This window comes from Bacillus sp. OK048 (assembly GCF_900103525.1).
GTDB lineage: Bacteria > Bacillota > Bacilli > Bacillales > Cytobacillaceae > Neobacillus.
Genome location: NZ_FNHN01000003.1, coordinates 212,048 through 229,529, shown reverse-complemented (window position 1 = coordinate 229,529; position 17,482 = coordinate 212,048). Strand labels below are relative to the sequence as shown.

The following is a 17,482-nucleotide window of genomic DNA, read 5'->3' as shown; positions in this document are numbered from 1 at the left end:
GGAAGTGAATGGAATGAATCTTGAAATGCAGCGATTTAAGGCGGAATTTTTCAAAGCTCTTGCACATCCTTTGAGGATCCGCATATTAGAACTGTTAGCAGAAGGGGATAAAAATGTAAATGAAATTCAAACCCTTGTTGGCAGTGAAGGATCTGCAGTTTCTCAGCAGTTAACGATTTTGAGATCAAAAAATATTGTTACAGGAACCAAGGAAGGGAATAAAGTGATTTACACACTTAAAGATCCAATGATAGTGGAACTGTTAGCAGTAGCTCGTCAGATTTTTAACAACCACTTAGTTGATACCATTACGATTTTAGATAAGTTTAGAGATGAAGATGAAGAAGTTTTAACAATGCCGAAGAAATAAAATTCTTCGGTTTTTTTATTTTTTGGGCATTCGGATTATCGTGTGGAACAGTCATTATTCAAGCTAATGATTGTATTAACATAAATCGGAAAATAGTGTGGAAAGTTCAAAACTAATTGACATATATTTTTTTATGTTTTACTATTACGTTACACGTTATAACGCTTGGCGTAATAATTAAAAGGGGATGACAAAAAGCCTGTGAGTTCAACTGACCGATTTTCTGAACCAACTTTGTTTATCTTAATTAGCTTAGCTGAGGGGAACAAACATGGTTATGCAATCATGGAAGATATTGAAAATTCATACGACATTAAAATTGGACCCGGAACCTTATATGGTGCTATTAGTCGAATGGAGAAATTAAAATTAATTGAGGCTATTCCCTCAAAAGATAGAAAAAAGCCTTATCAAATTACTTCTGAAGGCAGACAGTATCTACAAGAAAAATTAAAGGAAATTGAAACTGTTACCAAGTTGGGATTTGAAAGGTTAGGTCTAATATGAAGTGGCTAATCCATCTGTATCCTAAAAAGTGGAGAAAACGCTATGAAGACGAATTCTTATATATTTTGGAAAACAGGAATCTTCCTTTTAAAGAGGTAATTGATGTATTTATCAATGCCATGGATGCAAGATTTTTAAATTTAGTGGAGGGGATTATTAATATCGATAAGAAAATTCGTGATGTTATGCTTGGATCTGCATTAAACCGTTTCTTAATCATTGGTTCGGTAATATTTATAGGTACGTTCGGTGGATATTGGATTGGAAATAACACTCCCTCAATTTTAGAAATATCACCTAAATCATTACTGCTAATTGGTGTTGGATTGGGACTTTTCATTGGTTATGTTGTTGGTGTTGCAAGAGGTATTATGCGAGTAATTAATGTTACCCAAAAAGAGGATGTCTTCCTTCCTACAGGTAAATTAAAGTTCGATAAGTCGAATAGTTAAACAAATCTTTAATTTTAGTTGAGGTGAAGCAAAATAATGATTTACAAAGTTTTGAAAGATGTAAAAGTAGTGTCTGGATTAATTTCGTCTATAATATTGTCAGTTATTGCAATAATATTGGCAATATACAGTATTAGTTATTGGGTATTTTTTGTTGTGGTATCAATGGTGGTTCTATTTTTAAGTGTACACAGAGCTGATAAGATAATTAAAAATTGATAGTGAATATTCAGGTATTATTTTAGAAAGAATGAGCTGTTTAGACAGCTCATTCTGTATTTATGCCAATAAAAAAGTTAATTACGCCATTTAGAATTGAAAGGATTTCCGAAAGGATAGAATAAATGTTTACCAATATGATAAACCTACCAAACTAAAAGGTAAATAATGTTTTCGGCTATTTTAATGGTTATCAACAGGAAAATATTGTTATTTTTATTGTAATATATTAACCATCATTTACCTGGTTTCTTATATTACTATAAAGGTGTAAACAAATATAAGGAATTTAGGAAGTGATCAAATGGTTTACGACTTGGTACTGCTGCATCCACCTACTGTCTATGATTTTAGGAAAGAAATGCTATTTACCGGTCCAATCAGTGATGTGGTTCCATCATCTCCTGTTTTTGAAATGTACCCGATTGGATTGACGAGTATTGGGGATTACCTTGAGCGGTTTGGTTTAAAAGTAAAGATCATTAATATTGCAAATCGTATGCTTTTAAATCCCAACTTTGATGTTGAAAAGAAAATCCGGAAAATAAAGGCGAAGGCATTTGGAATTGATCTACATTGGCTTCCACATGCCCATGGCAGTGTAGAATTAGCAAAGATCATTAAGAAATATCATCCAGAGACTCCCGTAATGTTCGGAGGGCTATCTAGCACCTATTTTCATAAGGAATTAATTGAATACCCTTGTATTGATTTTGTTGTCCGTGGTGATACTACAGAAAAATTAATCTTAATGCTGCTAAATAAGTTGGAGAAAAAAGATGTATCAGGCTTTGCAGACATTCCTAATCTAACTTGGAAGAGAAACAATCAGTATTTTTATAATGAAATAACCTATGTTCCAGACAGCCTGGATGAGTTTAATTTACCGGGATACCGCTATATCATCGGTTCAGTCTTTAAATATTTTAATTTATTAGATGCACTTCCATACAAAGGGTGGCTCCAGTATCCTAACACTGCGATCTTAACCTCAAAGGGTTGTAATTATAACTGTTTAATCTGTGGGGGTTCTAAAGATGCCTACGAACTTAACTGCAACCGGAAAAAGCTGGTCATGCGTTCTCCAAAAAGAATGCTTGAAGATATTGCCTTGATTCAACGTTTCACACGGGCCCCAATATTTTTATTAAATGATATCAGGCAAGGCGGCAAGGAGTATGTGGATGAGTTTCTAGATGGCTTATCTAAAATGAAACTAAAAAACGAGATTGTTTTTGAATTGTTTAATTATGCAGATGAGAAATTTTTTGAGAGATTAAATAAAGCAATGCCTAAATATAGTATCGAACTTACCCTTGAATCTGCAGATGAGGATATCCGCAAATATAACGGAAAGCTACCGTGTACAAATGCTAAAGTAATCGAAATGCTCCAATTTGCCTTAAAGCATGGCTGTGCCAAAATAGACCTATTTTTCATGACGGGTATCCCTAATCAAAGTTATGAAAGTGCAATGAGAAATGTCGATTTTTGTGAAATTATTCACAAGGAATGTGACGAAAATCTTCGAATTTCTTACTTTGTTGCACCACTTTCTCCATTTCTTGATCCGGGCAGCCCAGCATTTGAAACCCCCGACAAATATGGGTATAAAAAGTTTTGTACCAAACTAGAAGACTTCCGTGAAGCGATGAAGCAGCCATCATGGAAAAATATGCTTAGCTATGAAACGAACAGCATGACAAGAGAGGAAATCGTAAAAGCGACGTATGATTCAGCATTAAAGCTCAGCGAATTTAAATACAATAATAAAATTATCAAGAAAGACGTTCATGATGAAGTGAAACTAAAAATTGAAAAATCTGTTGAGTTCCTTGAACGACTCGATGCGATCGAGCTCCTTCCAGAAACCGAAAGACAAAAAGAACTTGCCATTATTAAGGATGAAGTGGACCTGATTAATCGCCACAGTATATGCGGCGAGAATGAGCTAAAATGGGAGGTTAAGAAGCTATTTGCCAATGTCCCTTCATTAACGCTAATCGGCATGGAATTACTCATAAAAGATGTTATTAAAGATATAAAATGTAAACTAGGAAAAATAGACAGAAATACTGTGATAGTCACACGTTCACAGGGAAGCGAGAACCCAAAATAACCAAATGTCAAAAAGCAACCAACCCCTTATAAAGTCTGATTTTATAAGGGGATAATCAGTATTCATACATTGACAATTAGGCAAAAAAATGTTAAATTTTAGTTAGCCATTGCATCGAGATTAGATTTATGGTACAAAGCTTGTTCAAAGTTTTTAAGGGAGTTTGGATGAGAAAGTGAAGGTAAACGGATCACGTTGTAATTTGGTGAATTTACACATGGCTTATTTTAGCTAATAGGGGGATTTTTTTCATGAAAAACGGTAAAGTAAAATGGTTTAACTCTGAAAAAGGTTTCGGATTCATCGAAGCTGAAGATGGAAATGATGTATTTGTTCACTATTCTGCTATCCAAACAGAAGGTTTCAAAACATTAGAAGAAGGTCAAGAAGTATCTTTCGAAGTTGTTGAAGGTGCTCGTGGACCACAAGCTGCTAACGTAACAAAGAAGTAATCTACGAAACCAATTATTTAACAGCCCGACCATTGTGTCGGGCTGTTTTTTGCTATTAGAATATAAAAATTCTGATCCAGCATTCCCTTTAATTTCTTGGTTTTCCATCCTCAAATAAATTGGTATTTTGCTATAATAGAAGTATTGAGTTTAAAAAGGAAGGGTGATACGTATGAAATTTTTCCATACTGCTGACTGGCATTTAGGAAAGCTGGTTCAAAATGTGTATATGACAGAAGATCAGCGCCATATTCTAAAGGAATTTATCAAAGCGATTGAAGAAGAAAAGCCCGATGCAGTCATTATTGCGGGGGATTTGTACGATCGCGGTGTACCCCCAACGGAAGCTGTAAATTTATTAGATGATGTACTTGAGACAATTGTTTTGAAATTAAACACCCCAGTATTGGCGATAGCAGGGAATCATGATAGCCCAAGCCGTCTTCATTTTGGCAGCAAAATGATGAAGTCAAATGGGTATCATATGGTGGGACAAATCTCCAAGCAGTTAGAACCGGTTGTGCTTAAAGATCAACATGGTGAAGTGCATTTTCATTTAATTCCGTATGCTGATCCCAGCATAATCCGATATGTGTTTAAAGATGAGGAAATAAAGACACACAATGAGGCGATGAAAAAAATCACCGATGAAATTGCAGCGAAAATGGATCAGAATGCTCGCCATGTTTTTGTTGGACATGCATTTGTAACTCCAACCGGAGAAAAAGAGGACAATACAAGCGAATCGGAACGACCACTTTCAATTGGGGGAGCAGAGCATGTGAGTGCCGTTCACTTTGACAAATTTGACTATACAGCACTAGGGCATTTGCACCAAGCTCATTTTGTTTTGAATGAAGCGATCCAATATTCGGGATCACCATTGAAATATTCTATTTCTGAGGAAAAGCATAAGAAAGGCTTCCTAGTTGTAGAAATGGATGATACTGGTAAGGTTGAAATTGAAAAACGATTGTTAACACCGGCTCGTGATATGAGAACAGTTGAGGCAAGAATGGATGAATTAGTAAAGTATCCAACAAATGAGGATTATGTTTTTGTTCAGTTACTAGATGAAGCGCCTGTGCTTATGCCTATGGAGAAGGTCCGATCGGTTTATCCAAATGCGATGCATGTCGAGCGTGTTATTCAAACCCCTATTGTCATGGATGGAGTGGGGAACGAAAAAGTAGTTAGAACAAAAATGGATGATTTATCCTTATTTAAGGCTTTTTACCAAGAGGTAAAAGGAATGACCTTAGCAGAAGAAACGGAAGAGATATTCCTCGAAGTCCTTCAAGAGCTCATACAGAAGGATAGTGAGCAACCTGCTGAAAAGACCGCAGTCACTAACAAATCTAGCAGCCAAGGGAGTGTAACCTTTTGAGACCTCTTAAACTAACCATCTCAGCTTTTGGGCCATACAAAGATCGTGAAGTAATTGATTTTACCGAACTAAAGGATAATCGTTTATTTGTTGTTTCAGGAAACACGGGTTCAGGAAAGACAACTATTTTTGATGCTATTTGTTTTGCTCTTTACGGATCTGCCAGCGGTGAGGATCGCAGTGATTCAAAGATGATGCGAAGCGATTTTGCTGAGGATGATGTTCATACTTCCGTAGAGTTGGAGTTTGAACTTCATAATAAGCAATATCGGATACGAAGACAGCTGCCACATGTGAAGAAGGGAAACAAAGGGGCGACCGGGGAGCAGTACGAATTTTATCAAAAAACCGGAAATGATGAAATTCCTTGTGTCGACCGACAAATAGTTTCTGAAATTAATAAAAGGGTAGAAGAAATTGTGGGGTTAACACAGGATCAATTTAGCCAAATAGTTATGCTTCCACAGGGAGAATTTCGAAAACTATTAACCTCACAAACAGAAAATAAAGAAGAGATTCTAAGGAAGATTTTTAAAACAGAGCCATATAAATGGATTAGCGAACGGTTAAAAGAGCGAAAAAAAGAAGCTGAAGAAGAGTATAAAAGAGAAGCGCAAATGATTGACCGGTATATTAAAGATATTCAAGCTACTCTTCCGATTAGAGAAAATTCAAAGCTGTTTGATGTGTTTTCACAAGAGCACCAGAATACACATCAAATCATTGACGCTTTAGATATAGAAACTGACTTTTACCAAATGGAAATGATGGAAAATAAGAAACGGTCTGAGGAAGCAGAGGCGGTTTACAACCAAAAGCTTGAGTATTATCATCAGGCAAAAGCGATAAATGAGCGATACCAAGATCTTGAAGGAAAAGAGGCTAAGCTTCAGGAATGGTCCTTACAGATTCCAAGATTTATGGAAAAAGAAAAACAATATGAAAAAGCGGAACGAGCTAGTAAAATTGTAGCCTATGAAATCCAGGTGAATGAATGGCGTGTGGATGAAAAGTCTAAACAGCGCTCGTTACATGATGCCGGTTTAGCAGTAAAAAACGCAAAAGAAAAGCGTGAAGAGGCGCACACCTTTTTTGAAAAGGAAGAGCAGCGGAAAGGGGAACGGGAGGAAGTTACCAGGACTGTTGATCGCTTAAATGACTTCTTGCCGACTGTCCAAGAGATTGATAGTAAAAAATCAGAGCTTATTAGGATTAATAAAGAAGTTCAAAAGCTAGCAAATGACCTTGAAGGTATACGTAGAAATATCGATGAAAAGACGAGTGAAAAGGAAAAACTCACTACAAACATTAAGGGAATTGAGAATCTAGTCGATGAATTACCTGAGAAACAGCAATCCTTACATGAATTGAGAGAACAGGTAGTGATTATCCAGGAATATCTCAAATCCCACCAAAAACAAGTAAAGCTACAACAGGATTACACTGTAAAGTATAAAGAATACCTAGCTATAAAAAATCATTATGAAAAGTTGGAAAAGTCCTGGATCAGTGGTCAAGCCAGCATTCTTGCTATGCACTTACACGATGGAAAGCCATGCCCTGTATGTGGCAGCAGTGAACATCCGAACAAAGCCGATGGTCAAGATGCGGTTCCTACTAAGGAAGAGCGAGAAGCAGTTAAAAAAGATTTTGACCGATTAGATAATCTATATCGTGATGCAGCAGCGAGTTTAAAGTCAAATACAGAACAGCTTGAAACAAAAGCCAAAGAAGTTACAAACAGAGGATTTCAAGTTGAAGAGGCGCAGCAAATATACAATCGTATTGTAAAAGAGGGGCAGGAGCTTAAGAAAGAAGTAGATGCCCGCCTAGCAAATAAGGATGAACTAAAGTCCTTAAAGGAATTGCTTGAGACGATAGAACAAGAATTAAAACAATTTGAAGTAAGAAAAGAACAGATCTCTTCTGCTCATCAGGAAAGGCAGAATGTTTTTGTAAAAGAAAAAGCCATTTATGAAGAGAAGATCAGTCGGATTCCAGAGGGAATTCGAAATCTAGCTGCTCTAAAGTATAATATTACTGAAGCGCAAAACCATAAAGAAAAGCTAGAACGGGATTGGGAGACTGCTCAGAAGCAGCTTCAAATAAAAAAAGAAGCAGAAACAAAGGCATCTGCTTATTATGTTAATGCCCAAACACAATTACAAGAAACAACTGAAAAAAGGCAACGATCAGAAACCAAATTCGCCTCTGAATGGCAAAATGCGAAGTTTGCATCTGAAGAAGACTATTTATGTGCAAAAATGTCTGACTCAGCTCGACATCAACTAAAGACTTCAATTGACGATTTTAAGAAAAATATTGAAACGCTAAAAGCACAAATCTCCGAACTTAAAGATGAATTGAAGGATAAAGACAGGGCAGATTTAGAGCTGTTAACTAGTGAATTAACTCGAATGAAAAATGAACGTGACCTAGCTCTAAAAGTATTAAGCGATTCTCAAGGTTATCAGAAAATGGCTATTGAGTTAAGTATGAAAATACGAAATGCAGATGAATCAGTAACCGATTTGGAAAAGAAATTGAATAGGATAACGGATTTGTTTGATGTGGTTAGAGGGCAAAATGGCAGTAGGATTTCATTTGAACGATACTTACAAATCGAGTATCTTGAGCAAATTATCATTGCAGCTAACGAACGTTTAAAACGTCTCTCGAATGGCCAATTTAGTTTGGAACGAAGTGAACGTCAAGAGGCACGTGGCAGACAAAGTGGTCTTGGTCTCGATGTGTTTGATGCGTATACTGGACAAACACGTGATGTAAAAACGCTGTCAGGTGGGGAAAAGTTCAACGCTTCATTATGCCTGGCACTTGGTATGGCAGATGTCATACAGAGTTTCCAAGGCGGAGTTTCTATTGATACCATGTTCATTGATGAAGGATTTGGTTCGTTAGACGAAGAATCATTGAATAAAGCAATTGACACATTAATAGACTTGCAGCAATCAGGTCGTATGATTGGCGTTATCTCGCATGTTCAAGATTTGAAGAATGCGATACCAGCAATATTAGAAGTAAAAAAGACGAAAGAAGGCTATAGCCAAACAGAGTTTGTGATAAAATAGCTCTTTCAAAAGAATGAACAAAAAAACCAGAATTGAATTCTGGTTTTTATTTTGGACTATTTTTTCCCAGGAAGGTTGTTAATTCCTCGAGGTCTTTTGATTGATGAATAACTCCAGCTTGGTCAAAAAGAATATAAGCAGGTTCAGTCTTGATGTTAAGGTCTGGATATGCTTTTTGAGCCATTTCAAGTTCGGGTAAGCTCAAGATATCATTCACCTTTTCGGTAATCTTTGTGTTTTTTTCAATCGGAATGTCTTCATCATGTTCACCAATGACTAAAAGTGAATAGGATTGTTCATTTTCGGCTAACAAATTCGGATATGGGAAAGTAGTGTTGTTGTCCTTATTGGTTGCTGCCATCTGTTGATTTTTTTTCGTTGATTGCTTTGTTTCTACTTTTTCCTTTGGTTCGGTATTCTGGCACCCCACTAAAAGAGTCAGACCTAAAACACAAGGCAATACAAATCTTTTCATAATGTAATCTTCCTTTGTTGGAATAGAATTCTTTCCTACACCATAGCACAATAATTATGACTTTAAACGTAGCGATTGTGGAGGATTCGTGAAAAGAAAAGCAGGATAAAGGCTAGAATTGTCCAATTAGTTATTAAACTAGTTGATTTGAAGGAGTTGGGGAAAGATGCAACGGATTACTGCAGGAATTGATGCTGGAGGGTCATTAATCAAAATGGTTTACCAAGAAAATAAGAGAATGCACTTTAGAAAATTTCCAATTAACGAGTTGGACTCAGCACTTTCATGGTTAAAGATGTCTGTTCCCTCTTTACATGTTTCCTTAACTGGTGGAAAAGCCAGTCTAATTCAAAAAAAGTACTTTCAAGATAGCCTCATACATCCAGAATTTGTAGCCACTTGTGAAGGGGCACGGTTTTTATTATCAGCAGAGAATAAAGTGATGGAAGAAAATTATTTAATTGTAAACATTGGGACAGGAACCTCGTGGCATATTGTGAATGGAGACAAGGTTGAGCGGATTCTTGGCAGTGGCATGGGAGGAGGGACGTTCACTGGTCTTGGTTCACTATTAACGCAAGTTCAGGACTATCAGCAGCTTACAGACCTAGCTAAAATAGGGAATAAAGGGAACGTGGACATGCTTGTTAAGGATATTTATGAATCTGCAGAAACTCCAATTAATGGAGAATTAACAGCAGCAAACTTTGCTATGGGGAAAAAACTGAAGCATACAGATGCAGACAGACTTGCTTCTCTTTCCAATATGATAGCAGAAACGATCGTCCTACTAACATCGCAGACTGCGGCGATCCATCAGGTTAAGAATGTTGTTATCATAGGAAGCGCAATAGTTGGTAATCCGTCATTAAAACATGGACTCGAGTTTTACATGAATATGGTAGGTTTACCTACTGTATTCTTAGAAAAGGGAGAATATTGCGGTGCGATTGGAGCCTATCTAACTGTTACATAATGTTCTCTTGAACTATGTGTTCGTTAACGATAAAGTAGGATAGGAAGATAGAAAAAGTAGGTGGCAACGTTGGAGAAACGATTTTTTACAATAGGCATGGCTGGACATATTGACCATGGTAAAACTTCATTAACAAAAGCATTGACCAATGTGGATACAGATCGATTAAAAGAAGAAAAGGAACGTCAAATCTCGATTGAACTCGGATTTGCTCCATTATATGAAGATAATGAAATTCAAATTTCGGTAATTGACGTTCCAGGACATGAGCGTTTTATTCGGCAAATGATTGCTGGGGTGGCTGGAATAGACCTTGTTGTCCTTGTTGTTGCAGCAGATGAAGGGGTAATGCCCCAAACGAGAGAGCATTTGGAGATCTTAAAATTTTTAGGAGTGAAAAACGGACTTGTTGCCATTTCTAAAATTGATCGTGTTGATGAGGAGTTTATTGAGCTTGTTAAGGATGATATTTTAGAAGAACTAACAGGAAGTGTCTTTGAGGATGCTCCATTCGTATTAGTGGACAGCCTCTCAAAAAAGGGAATAGAAGAGCTAAAAGAGCTTATCATTAAAACCCTTAAAGAGCTAGAAATGAGAGATGCCAAAGGGGCATTCCGTCTACCAATTGACCAGGTATTTACAGTCAAGGGGCAGGGGACTGTTGTCCGAGGCACGGTTTATGAAGGAACCGTGGAAGAGGGGCAAACCCTTAAGATTATGCCAGAGGGATTGGAAGTAAAAGCCCGGCAGATCCAGGTTCATCATAAGCAAGCGCAAAAGGCTTATGCGGGACAGCGTACTGCTATTAATCTTTCAGGTGTGTCGAAAGAAGACCTTGAACGCGGTGATGTCTTGGTTTCATCAGAGCACTTTATTGTTACGAAAACTGTGGATGTGGCGATTAGGGTGGTTGAGGATCTTGATCATATGGTAAAACAACGGATGCCAATTAAGCTCCATATTGGAACCACAGAAGTGATGGGGCGAATTGTCTTTTTTGACAGAAATGAACTGAAAGAAGAAAACGGTGAAATTCTATGTCAGCTTCGCTTAGAGGAAGAAATTCTTACGAAACGCGGGGATCGCTTTATTTTACGGCGTCCTAGTCCGCAAGAGACGATTGGTGGCGGCTGGGTAATCGATCCGCGAGGAAATAAATATCGATTTGGTAATCAGACAATTGAAGAACTTGAGAAGAAAAAAGTGGGTTCTCCAAAGGAACGAATTACAGCTGCTATTTTTGAAGCAAAGAGTATACCGGTAAGTGAATTAATAAAACGAACCGCACTTGATGAAGAAACCTTAAATAAATTTTTAAATGAAGAAGACTTTGTCTTATACAATGGTAAAGAGTACACGTTGAGAATGTTAATAAACTCGATTGAAGAGGACATCTATGATCGTTTACTGGATTTCCATCAAACTCATTCCATGAAAGCTGGACTCAATAAGGCAGAGCTTTTGCAATCGATGCAAAAGAGATTTCCAAAATCACTTTTAGATTTTGTTGTTGAGAACGGAATTGCAAATGGAGTATTTAATCGAAAAGAACAGTTTGTTTCACTTTCAAGTTTTGTGCCGCATGTGCCGAAAAGCTGGCAAAAGCGGGCTGAAAACATGCTTGCTGACCTAAAGAAGGATGGACTCAAGGTTCGTTATTATAAGGACTATTTTTCAGATTCTGGTATTCCAGAGCATTTAAAGGCAGATTTAAGACGTTTTCTTGAGGAACAAGAATTGGTTGTCCATTTGGATGAGCAATTTGCTTATCATGGAGATGTCTTTAAAGAAGCTGTCGAAAAACTTCGAGGTGGAACAGGTGAAGAATTTGAAGTAGCGGACGCAAAAGAAATCCTAGACCTTTCACGGAAATACATGATTCCATTTTTAGAAAGATTAGATTCTCGAGGACTAACAAAACGTGTTGAAAATAAAAGAGTTTGGAAAAAATAGAAGAACCCCCTATCCAAAGTGGATAGAGGGTTCATTCTTTTGAAAGAGTCTTTTATTAAATAAATCAACTAGAAAAAATATTCAGAATATTATTGACAATCACTTAATTTACTATTATCATAGTGTTAATAGTTCTAATGGTAGTTAGTACTAACTTAAAAATGTACAGATCATTTTTTTGATTTTTGTGTTAGCGTGTACTAACTATCATTCACGAGGAGGTAAAACATGTGTAAGGAGGAATTCATTCTTAAAAATGAGTTTGCTCATGTATCTATAAAACTAGATTACTCGTCCAATGGAGTAAGACTAATGATTAAAGATATAAGAACCCAAAAGGTCAATTATCTGGATCCGCTTGAACTTGAGAGTTTAGCATGGTGTGAACATATGGATCTTCATCCAATACTGGATCCCTCTACCAGCCGCTGGAAAGGTAAAGGGCAATCCGACTTTGAGCCAGTCTAAATTGTAAAACTTAGAAAGCTTGCTTCTAATGGGGGCTGTATACAAAATAAAACTAAAAAATGAAAAGAAGGTGTATGATTAATGATTAATGCAATAAACATTGCTGATTATGTTAAAGAAGGTGCTGTTCACGGTAAGATTTATACAGATCCAGCCATTTTTAAAATGGAGATTGATAAGGTATATGGCAGCACATGGGTGTATGTTGGACATGAAAGTGAGATTGCAAACCCCGGTGATTATAAAACAACGAAAATAGGATCCCAGCCGGTAGTGGTTACACGAAGTGCTGATAGTGAAGAAATTAATGTCGTCCTTAATCGGTGTCGTCATCGGGGCGCATCCGTGTGCCAAGATGAATGCGGTAATGCGCATGTCCTTCGCTGTGCATACCATGGCTGGACATATTCAAACAACGGCAAACTTCTAGGCGCGCCATTTCAGGATGGGTATGGGGAGGAGTTTAATCGTGAAGAAATGGGGTTAATTCGTGTTCCTAGAGTGGATAGCTATCGTGGCTTTATTTTTGCAAGCCTAAACGAAAAGGTTAAACCATTGAAAGAACATTTAGGAAATGCTCTCCCTTACATTGACTATGTTGCTGATTCTGGTCCTGAAGGGATTGAATTATCAGCTGGAAAACACAAGTATTTCCTAAATGCAAACTGGAAGTTCCAAGTTGAAAATACTATTGATCCTTATCATTTAGGTTTTGTACACAAGACATTTTTTGACATTGTGGCAAAGCGGACAGGTGAGAAAATGAAGTTCGCCAAGATGCATAAGGAAGAAAAGGTATCTGATCTAGGAAATGGGCATTCGTTATACGAATTGGCAGGGGATTTAAATATTGGGGCTTTGCCGTTTAATTTAATTATCTTTCCCAATCTTGCCTTATTAGGTTCACAAGTACGGGTTATTCAACCAGTTTCGGTCGAACGAACAGAAGTAGCACTTTATCCTATTATGTTAAAAGGCGTATCAAAAGAAGTAAATTCACAGCGTTTAAGAACTCATGAAGGTTTTTACGGTCCAGCAGGATTTGGCAGTCCGGATGATGTTGAAGTAGCCTTTGATCGTGTAAAAGAGGGGCTAAAGGCTGAAGGTCACGAATGGCTTGTGATTAGTCGTGGTCTAAATAGGGAACAGGTAGATGAAAATGGAATTATTACCGCTAATTCGAGTGACGAGGTATCGACGAGGGCCATTTATAAGGAATGGAAGCGCTTAATGGAGGCGTAAAAAATTCAGGTAGTGTAACGAAAGAATTTGATAAAGAAGGGAAGGGGATAGCTTTGATTAAAACAAGAATTGATATTCAACAAATAGAAGCATTCTTATATCAGGAAGCAAGATATATTAATCAAAATAAGTTAGTAGAGTGGCTGGAATTATTTACAGATGACTGCAGATACTGGGTTCCGTGTAATGAAAACGATATTGACCCGGAAACGCATGTTTCGATTATCTACGATGATAGAAAACGATTGGAAGAAAGAGTGTGGAGGCTTGAGACAGGGCTGGCTTACGGGCAGCAGCCACAATCGAAAACACGTCATCTGATTACAAATGTTGAAATCCTTGAAGATCTGGGGGATGAAATGATTGTATCATCTAACTTCATGTTGGTCGAATTAAGAAGAGGAGAACAAACGATGTATGCAGGGAGAAATGTGCATCACATACGTTTTTGTGGGGATAAATTGAAGATATCCCTAAAAAAGATAGAATTATTAAACAATAATGAACCTCTTGGAAATCTAAGCTTTATCTTATAGATTAATTTCCCTTTTTCATTTAGGTGCGCCGGTTTTGGCTCTAGTAATAGGTTCCTTTATTTCAAAATCCATTGAAGAAAAGTGTAACAAATATGAATTCTTAGAAAATAAAATATTAGATAGTTGATAGTTAGTACTAACAATCATATTTAAGGGAACAATAGTAAATATCCAACCTGAAGAGTTTGCCTCCTAATTAGAATTTAAACAGGTGGTGCATAGAACTAACATAGTTGAAGAGGGGAAATTTAAATGTTTAATTTGCGTGAAAAATCATTACAGTTACACCGTTTAAATAAAGGTAAGTTGGGGACTGAAATAAAGGTGGAGGTAAGAAATTCAGAAGACCTAAGTTTAGCCTATTCACCTGGTGTTGCAGAACCTTGTATGGAAATATATAACGATGAGGATAAAGTATTTGAATATACCATGAAGGGAAATATGGTAGCAGTCATCACAAATGGTACGGCTGTTTTGGGCTTAGGCAATATTGGCCCAAAAGCGGCACTTCCAGTAATGGAGGGGAAATGTATCTTATTTAAGAGTTTTGCTGGCATTGATGGATTTCCGATTTGCCTTGATACAACGGATGTCGATCAGCTTGTTGAAACGATTAAGCTGCTTTCTCCCTCATTTGGTGGAGTGAACTTGGAGGACATTGCAGCACCGCAATGTTTTGAAATTGAAGAACGCTTGAAAAGTGAAATGGATATTCCTGTGTTTCATGATGACCAGCATGGTACCGCTATTGTTACGGCTGCCGGGCTCGTTAATGCGTTGAAATTGGTAAATAAATCAATGGATCAGATTAAAGTTGTTGTTAACGGATCCGGGGCAGCTGGGATTGCCATCGTTAAATTACTACTGTCATTCGGAGTAAAAGACATTATTATGTGCGATACAAAGGGAGCTATTTTTAAGGGACGTACTTCTGGAATGAATGGAATAAAAAATGAAGTCGCCAGCTATACGAATTGCAACAATCAAGAAGGACAACTCCAAGATGTCATCATCAATACAGATGTATTTATTGGAGTGTCTAAAGCCGGTGTACTGACAAAAGAAATGATTGAAAGTATGAATCAAGATCCGATTATTTTTGCGATGGCCAACCCTGACCCTGAAGTCTACCCTGCAGTGGCGAAAGCTGCCGGTGCCAGAATCATTGGTACAGGTCGATCAGATTTTCCGAATCAGGTTAATAATGTTCTAGCCTTTCCAGGGATTTTCCGCGGCGCTTTAGAAGTAAGGGCGACAACGATTAACGAAGAAATGAAAATAGCAGCCGTACATGCTATTGCATCGCTCATTTCCGAAACAGAACTGAATGAAGATTATATCATACCGAATCCTTTTAATGAGCAAGTTGCTCCTGCAGTTGCAGCAGCTGTAGCAAATGCAGCAATCGAAACGGGAGTAGCAATGAAATGGGTAGATCCCGAACATATACGTGAAAAAACGTCTCAGCAATCATTAATTGGAAAGAAGTTTGAAAAATGTCTAACACCTAATTAATTGGAAAAATCGCGAGGTATAAAAGGATGAGCAGAATTCCTGTAGTGTTGTTAAGCGGCTTTTTAGGAAGTGGAAAAACTACTTTACTCTTAAAAATGTTATCTCAATCAAAAGAAATGGGTCTGAACTATGCTGTGTTAATCAATGAACGAGGAAAGTTGGATATTGACGGTTTATTGGTTTCAAAACAATTCGATCATGAAAAAATAGAATCCTTATTAGATGGATGTATTTGCTGCAGCAAGAAAAGTGAGATTGCTCGAAGTATGGAGGTTCTTTTACAAAAAAAGCCTGATGCCATTTTTATTGAGTTAACAGGGGTAGCCAATCCTGAAGAAGTGGCAAAGATGTTAAATGAAAGAGAAGTAATTGCAAAAGTAGAACTAAAAAATATTATGACAATAATTGATGCTGAGTTTTTTCTTGATACAAAGTCAAATGATTTCCAAGACACGATATTTCATCAACTAGAATGTGCAAACCATATTGTTGTCAATAAAATAGATTTAGTTGAAAAGTCTGTGTGCGAAGAAATCAATGAAGCTATTAATAAAAGAAACCCATCAGCAAAAGTAGAGTTTGCCATGTATGGTGAAATTGACTTTGAAAAATTATTGCAACAAGTAATGACAACAGAAAATAAAAAGGAATCTCGGATAAACAAAAATATTAAGCAGCGGCCAACATCCTATGCAAGTATGACTACTTTGGTTTTACCAGTTGCCCATTCACTAAAAAAGACAATAATTGAGTCCTTTTTTACAAAATATGCTGATAAAATCGTTCGTGCCAAAGGATTTGTTCCAATTTTAGAGGACAGGGGAACTACCTCATATTTAATGCAGTATTCAGGTGTAAAAAGGATAGACTGGCAGCTTGAGAGCTCTGAACAGTATTATTTAATTTTAATAGGGATTGATCTTGATACTAGTGCATTGAAAAGCGAATGGCTAAAATTATTCGAATTGCAAACTGAACTCGTAAAGATAAATGAAGACGGAGGGAACAAATGGGAAAGAAAATTTGGGAGCAATATTTAGATGAAAGGGACCAAAAGGTTTATTCTAGTGCCGGATTAGGAAAAGTGAAAGGAATTGGCCAAAATCCGGCTTTAGTCATCATTGATGTAACGTATGGATTTACAGGGGAAGAATCCGAAGAGATTGAACAGTCGATTACGAAATATCCAACTAGCTGTGGTGCAGAAGCCTGGAAGGCTATCCCTCACATTCAGAATCTATTAAATGTTTGCAGAGAAATAAATATTCCAATCTTTTATACCATTATTGAGGGACATAAACATAACTCAAATGAAAAAACAGCGATAAAAGGAAATGTATTTGGACATCCAACATTAATAGAGGGCGGCAAAGGAACAGTAATTGTAGAACAGCTAAAACCTATTCCAGGTGAAATTGTTATCTCAAAGAAAAAGCCAAGTGCATTCTTCGGAACACCTCTCATCTCGTATTTAGTTGATCACAATATTGATACATTAATTGTTACTGGCACAACCACAAGCGGATGTGTCCGTGCGTCCGTTGTTGATGCATTTTCCTATAATTTTAATGTTGTCGTTCCTGAGGAATGCGTATTTGATCGTGGAATTACAACCCATGCAATAAATCTTTTTGATATGCAGCAAAAATATGCAGATGTACTTTCTACAAATGAAGTGATTTCATTTTTAAAGAATAAAGTCCAACATGCATAGTTTATCTT

The 17,482-nt window shown here is 37.0% G+C and carries 16 protein-coding genes; 15 read left to right on the top strand and 1 reads right to left on the bottom strand.

Annotation, left to right across the window (positions count from 1 at the left end; all coding sequences use genetic code 11):
- The first annotated feature begins 13 nt into the window (after positions 1 to 13).
- From BLR86_RS07405 to BLR86_RS07370, 7 genes are all read left to right on the top strand, one after another.
- Positions 14 to 370, top strand: coding sequence for an ArsR/SmtB family transcription factor (locus BLR86_RS07405; protein WP_090759876.1), 357 nt, complete (start codon positions 14 to 16; stop codon positions 368 to 370).
- 201 nt (positions 371 to 571) lie between these two features.
- Positions 572 to 877: a PadR family transcriptional regulator gene (locus BLR86_RS07400; protein ID WP_090759874.1), complete on the top strand. Its 306-nt coding sequence runs from the start codon at positions 572 to 574 to the stop codon at positions 875 to 877.
- On the top strand, positions 874 to 1,329 hold the full coding sequence (locus tag BLR86_RS07395; protein WP_090759871.1) for a hypothetical protein: 456 nt from the start codon (positions 874 to 876) through the stop codon (positions 1,327 to 1,329). Before BLR86_RS07400 ends, BLR86_RS07395 begins: the two co-directional genes overlap by 4 nt.
- Positions 1,330 to 1,852: 523 nt before the next feature.
- Entirely contained in the window at positions 1,853 to 3,667 is a 1,815-nt protein-coding gene (locus BLR86_RS07385) for a TIGR04190 family B12-binding domain/radical SAM domain protein (RefSeq protein ID WP_090759867.1), read from the top strand.
- Between the two features lie 251 nt (positions 3,668 to 3,918).
- Positions 3,919 to 4,119, top strand: coding sequence for a cold-shock protein (locus tag BLR86_RS07380; RefSeq protein WP_007083969.1), 201 nt, complete (start codon positions 3,919 to 3,921; stop codon positions 4,117 to 4,119).
- Between the two features lie 172 nt (positions 4,120 to 4,291).
- Positions 4,292 to 5,506 carry an exonuclease SbcCD subunit D gene (locus tag BLR86_RS07375; RefSeq protein ID WP_090759866.1) on the top strand — a complete coding sequence of 405 codons (1,215 nt, stop codon included), beginning with the start codon at positions 4,292 to 4,294 and terminating at the stop codon, positions 5,504 to 5,506.
- Positions 5,503 to 8,595, top strand: a complete 3,093-nt coding sequence (locus BLR86_RS07370) for an AAA family ATPase (RefSeq protein ID WP_090759862.1) — start codon at positions 5,503 to 5,505, stop codon at positions 8,593 to 8,595. The genes BLR86_RS07375 and BLR86_RS07370 overlap by 4 nt, the downstream gene beginning before the upstream one ends.
- Positions 8,596 to 8,641: 46 nt before the next feature.
- On the opposite strand, the gene BLR86_RS07365 is transcribed toward BLR86_RS07370, so the two are convergent.
- Positions 8,642 to 9,070, bottom strand: coding sequence for a hypothetical protein (locus BLR86_RS07365; protein ID WP_090759860.1), 429 nt, complete (start codon positions 9,068 to 9,070; stop codon positions 8,642 to 8,644).
- Positions 9,071 to 9,236: 166 nt separating this feature from the next.
- On the opposite strand from BLR86_RS07365, the gene coaW reads away from it, so the two are divergent.
- From coaW to BLR86_RS07325, 8 genes are all read left to right on the top strand, one after another.
- The gene (gene coaW, locus BLR86_RS07360) at positions 9,237 to 10,046 is read left to right on the top strand and encodes a type II pantothenate kinase (protein ID WP_090759858.1); all 810 of its coding nucleotides are present in this window, start codon (positions 9,237 to 9,239) and stop codon (positions 10,044 to 10,046) included.
- A gap of 69 nt (positions 10,047 to 10,115) precedes the next feature.
- Entirely contained in the window at positions 10,116 to 11,999 is a 1,884-nt protein-coding gene (selB, locus tag BLR86_RS07355; protein WP_090759856.1) for a selenocysteine-specific translation elongation factor, read from the top strand.
- 228 nt (positions 12,000 to 12,227) lie between these two features.
- On the top strand, positions 12,228 to 12,467 hold the full coding sequence (locus BLR86_RS07350; RefSeq protein ID WP_090759854.1) for a hypothetical protein: 240 nt from the start codon (positions 12,228 to 12,230) through the stop codon (positions 12,465 to 12,467).
- An 81-nt stretch (positions 12,468 to 12,548) separates the two neighbouring features.
- Positions 12,549 to 13,709: an aromatic ring-hydroxylating oxygenase subunit alpha gene (locus BLR86_RS07345; protein WP_090759852.1), complete on the top strand. Its 1,161-nt coding sequence runs from the start codon at positions 12,549 to 12,551 to the stop codon at positions 13,707 to 13,709.
- Positions 13,685 to 14,245: an aromatic-ring-hydroxylating dioxygenase subunit beta gene (locus BLR86_RS07340; protein WP_090759850.1), complete on the top strand. Its 561-nt coding sequence runs from the start codon at positions 13,685 to 13,687 to the stop codon at positions 14,243 to 14,245. The genes BLR86_RS07345 and BLR86_RS07340 overlap by 25 nt, the downstream gene beginning before the upstream one ends.
- Before the next feature lie 252 nt (positions 14,246 to 14,497).
- The gene (locus BLR86_RS07335) at positions 14,498 to 15,760 is read left to right on the top strand and encodes an NADP-dependent malic enzyme (RefSeq protein WP_090759848.1); all 1,263 of its coding nucleotides are present in this window, start codon (positions 14,498 to 14,500) and stop codon (positions 15,758 to 15,760) included.
- Between the two features lie 26 nt (positions 15,761 to 15,786).
- Positions 15,787 to 16,800, top strand: a complete 1,014-nt coding sequence (locus tag BLR86_RS07330) for a CobW family GTP-binding protein (protein WP_090759846.1) — start codon at positions 15,787 to 15,789, stop codon at positions 16,798 to 16,800.
- Positions 16,770 to 17,474: an isochorismatase family protein gene (locus BLR86_RS07325; protein WP_090759843.1), complete on the top strand. Its 705-nt coding sequence runs from the start codon at positions 16,770 to 16,772 to the stop codon at positions 17,472 to 17,474. The genes BLR86_RS07330 and BLR86_RS07325 overlap by 31 nt, the downstream gene beginning before the upstream one ends.
- The last annotated feature ends 8 nt before the right edge of the window (positions 17,475 to 17,482 follow it).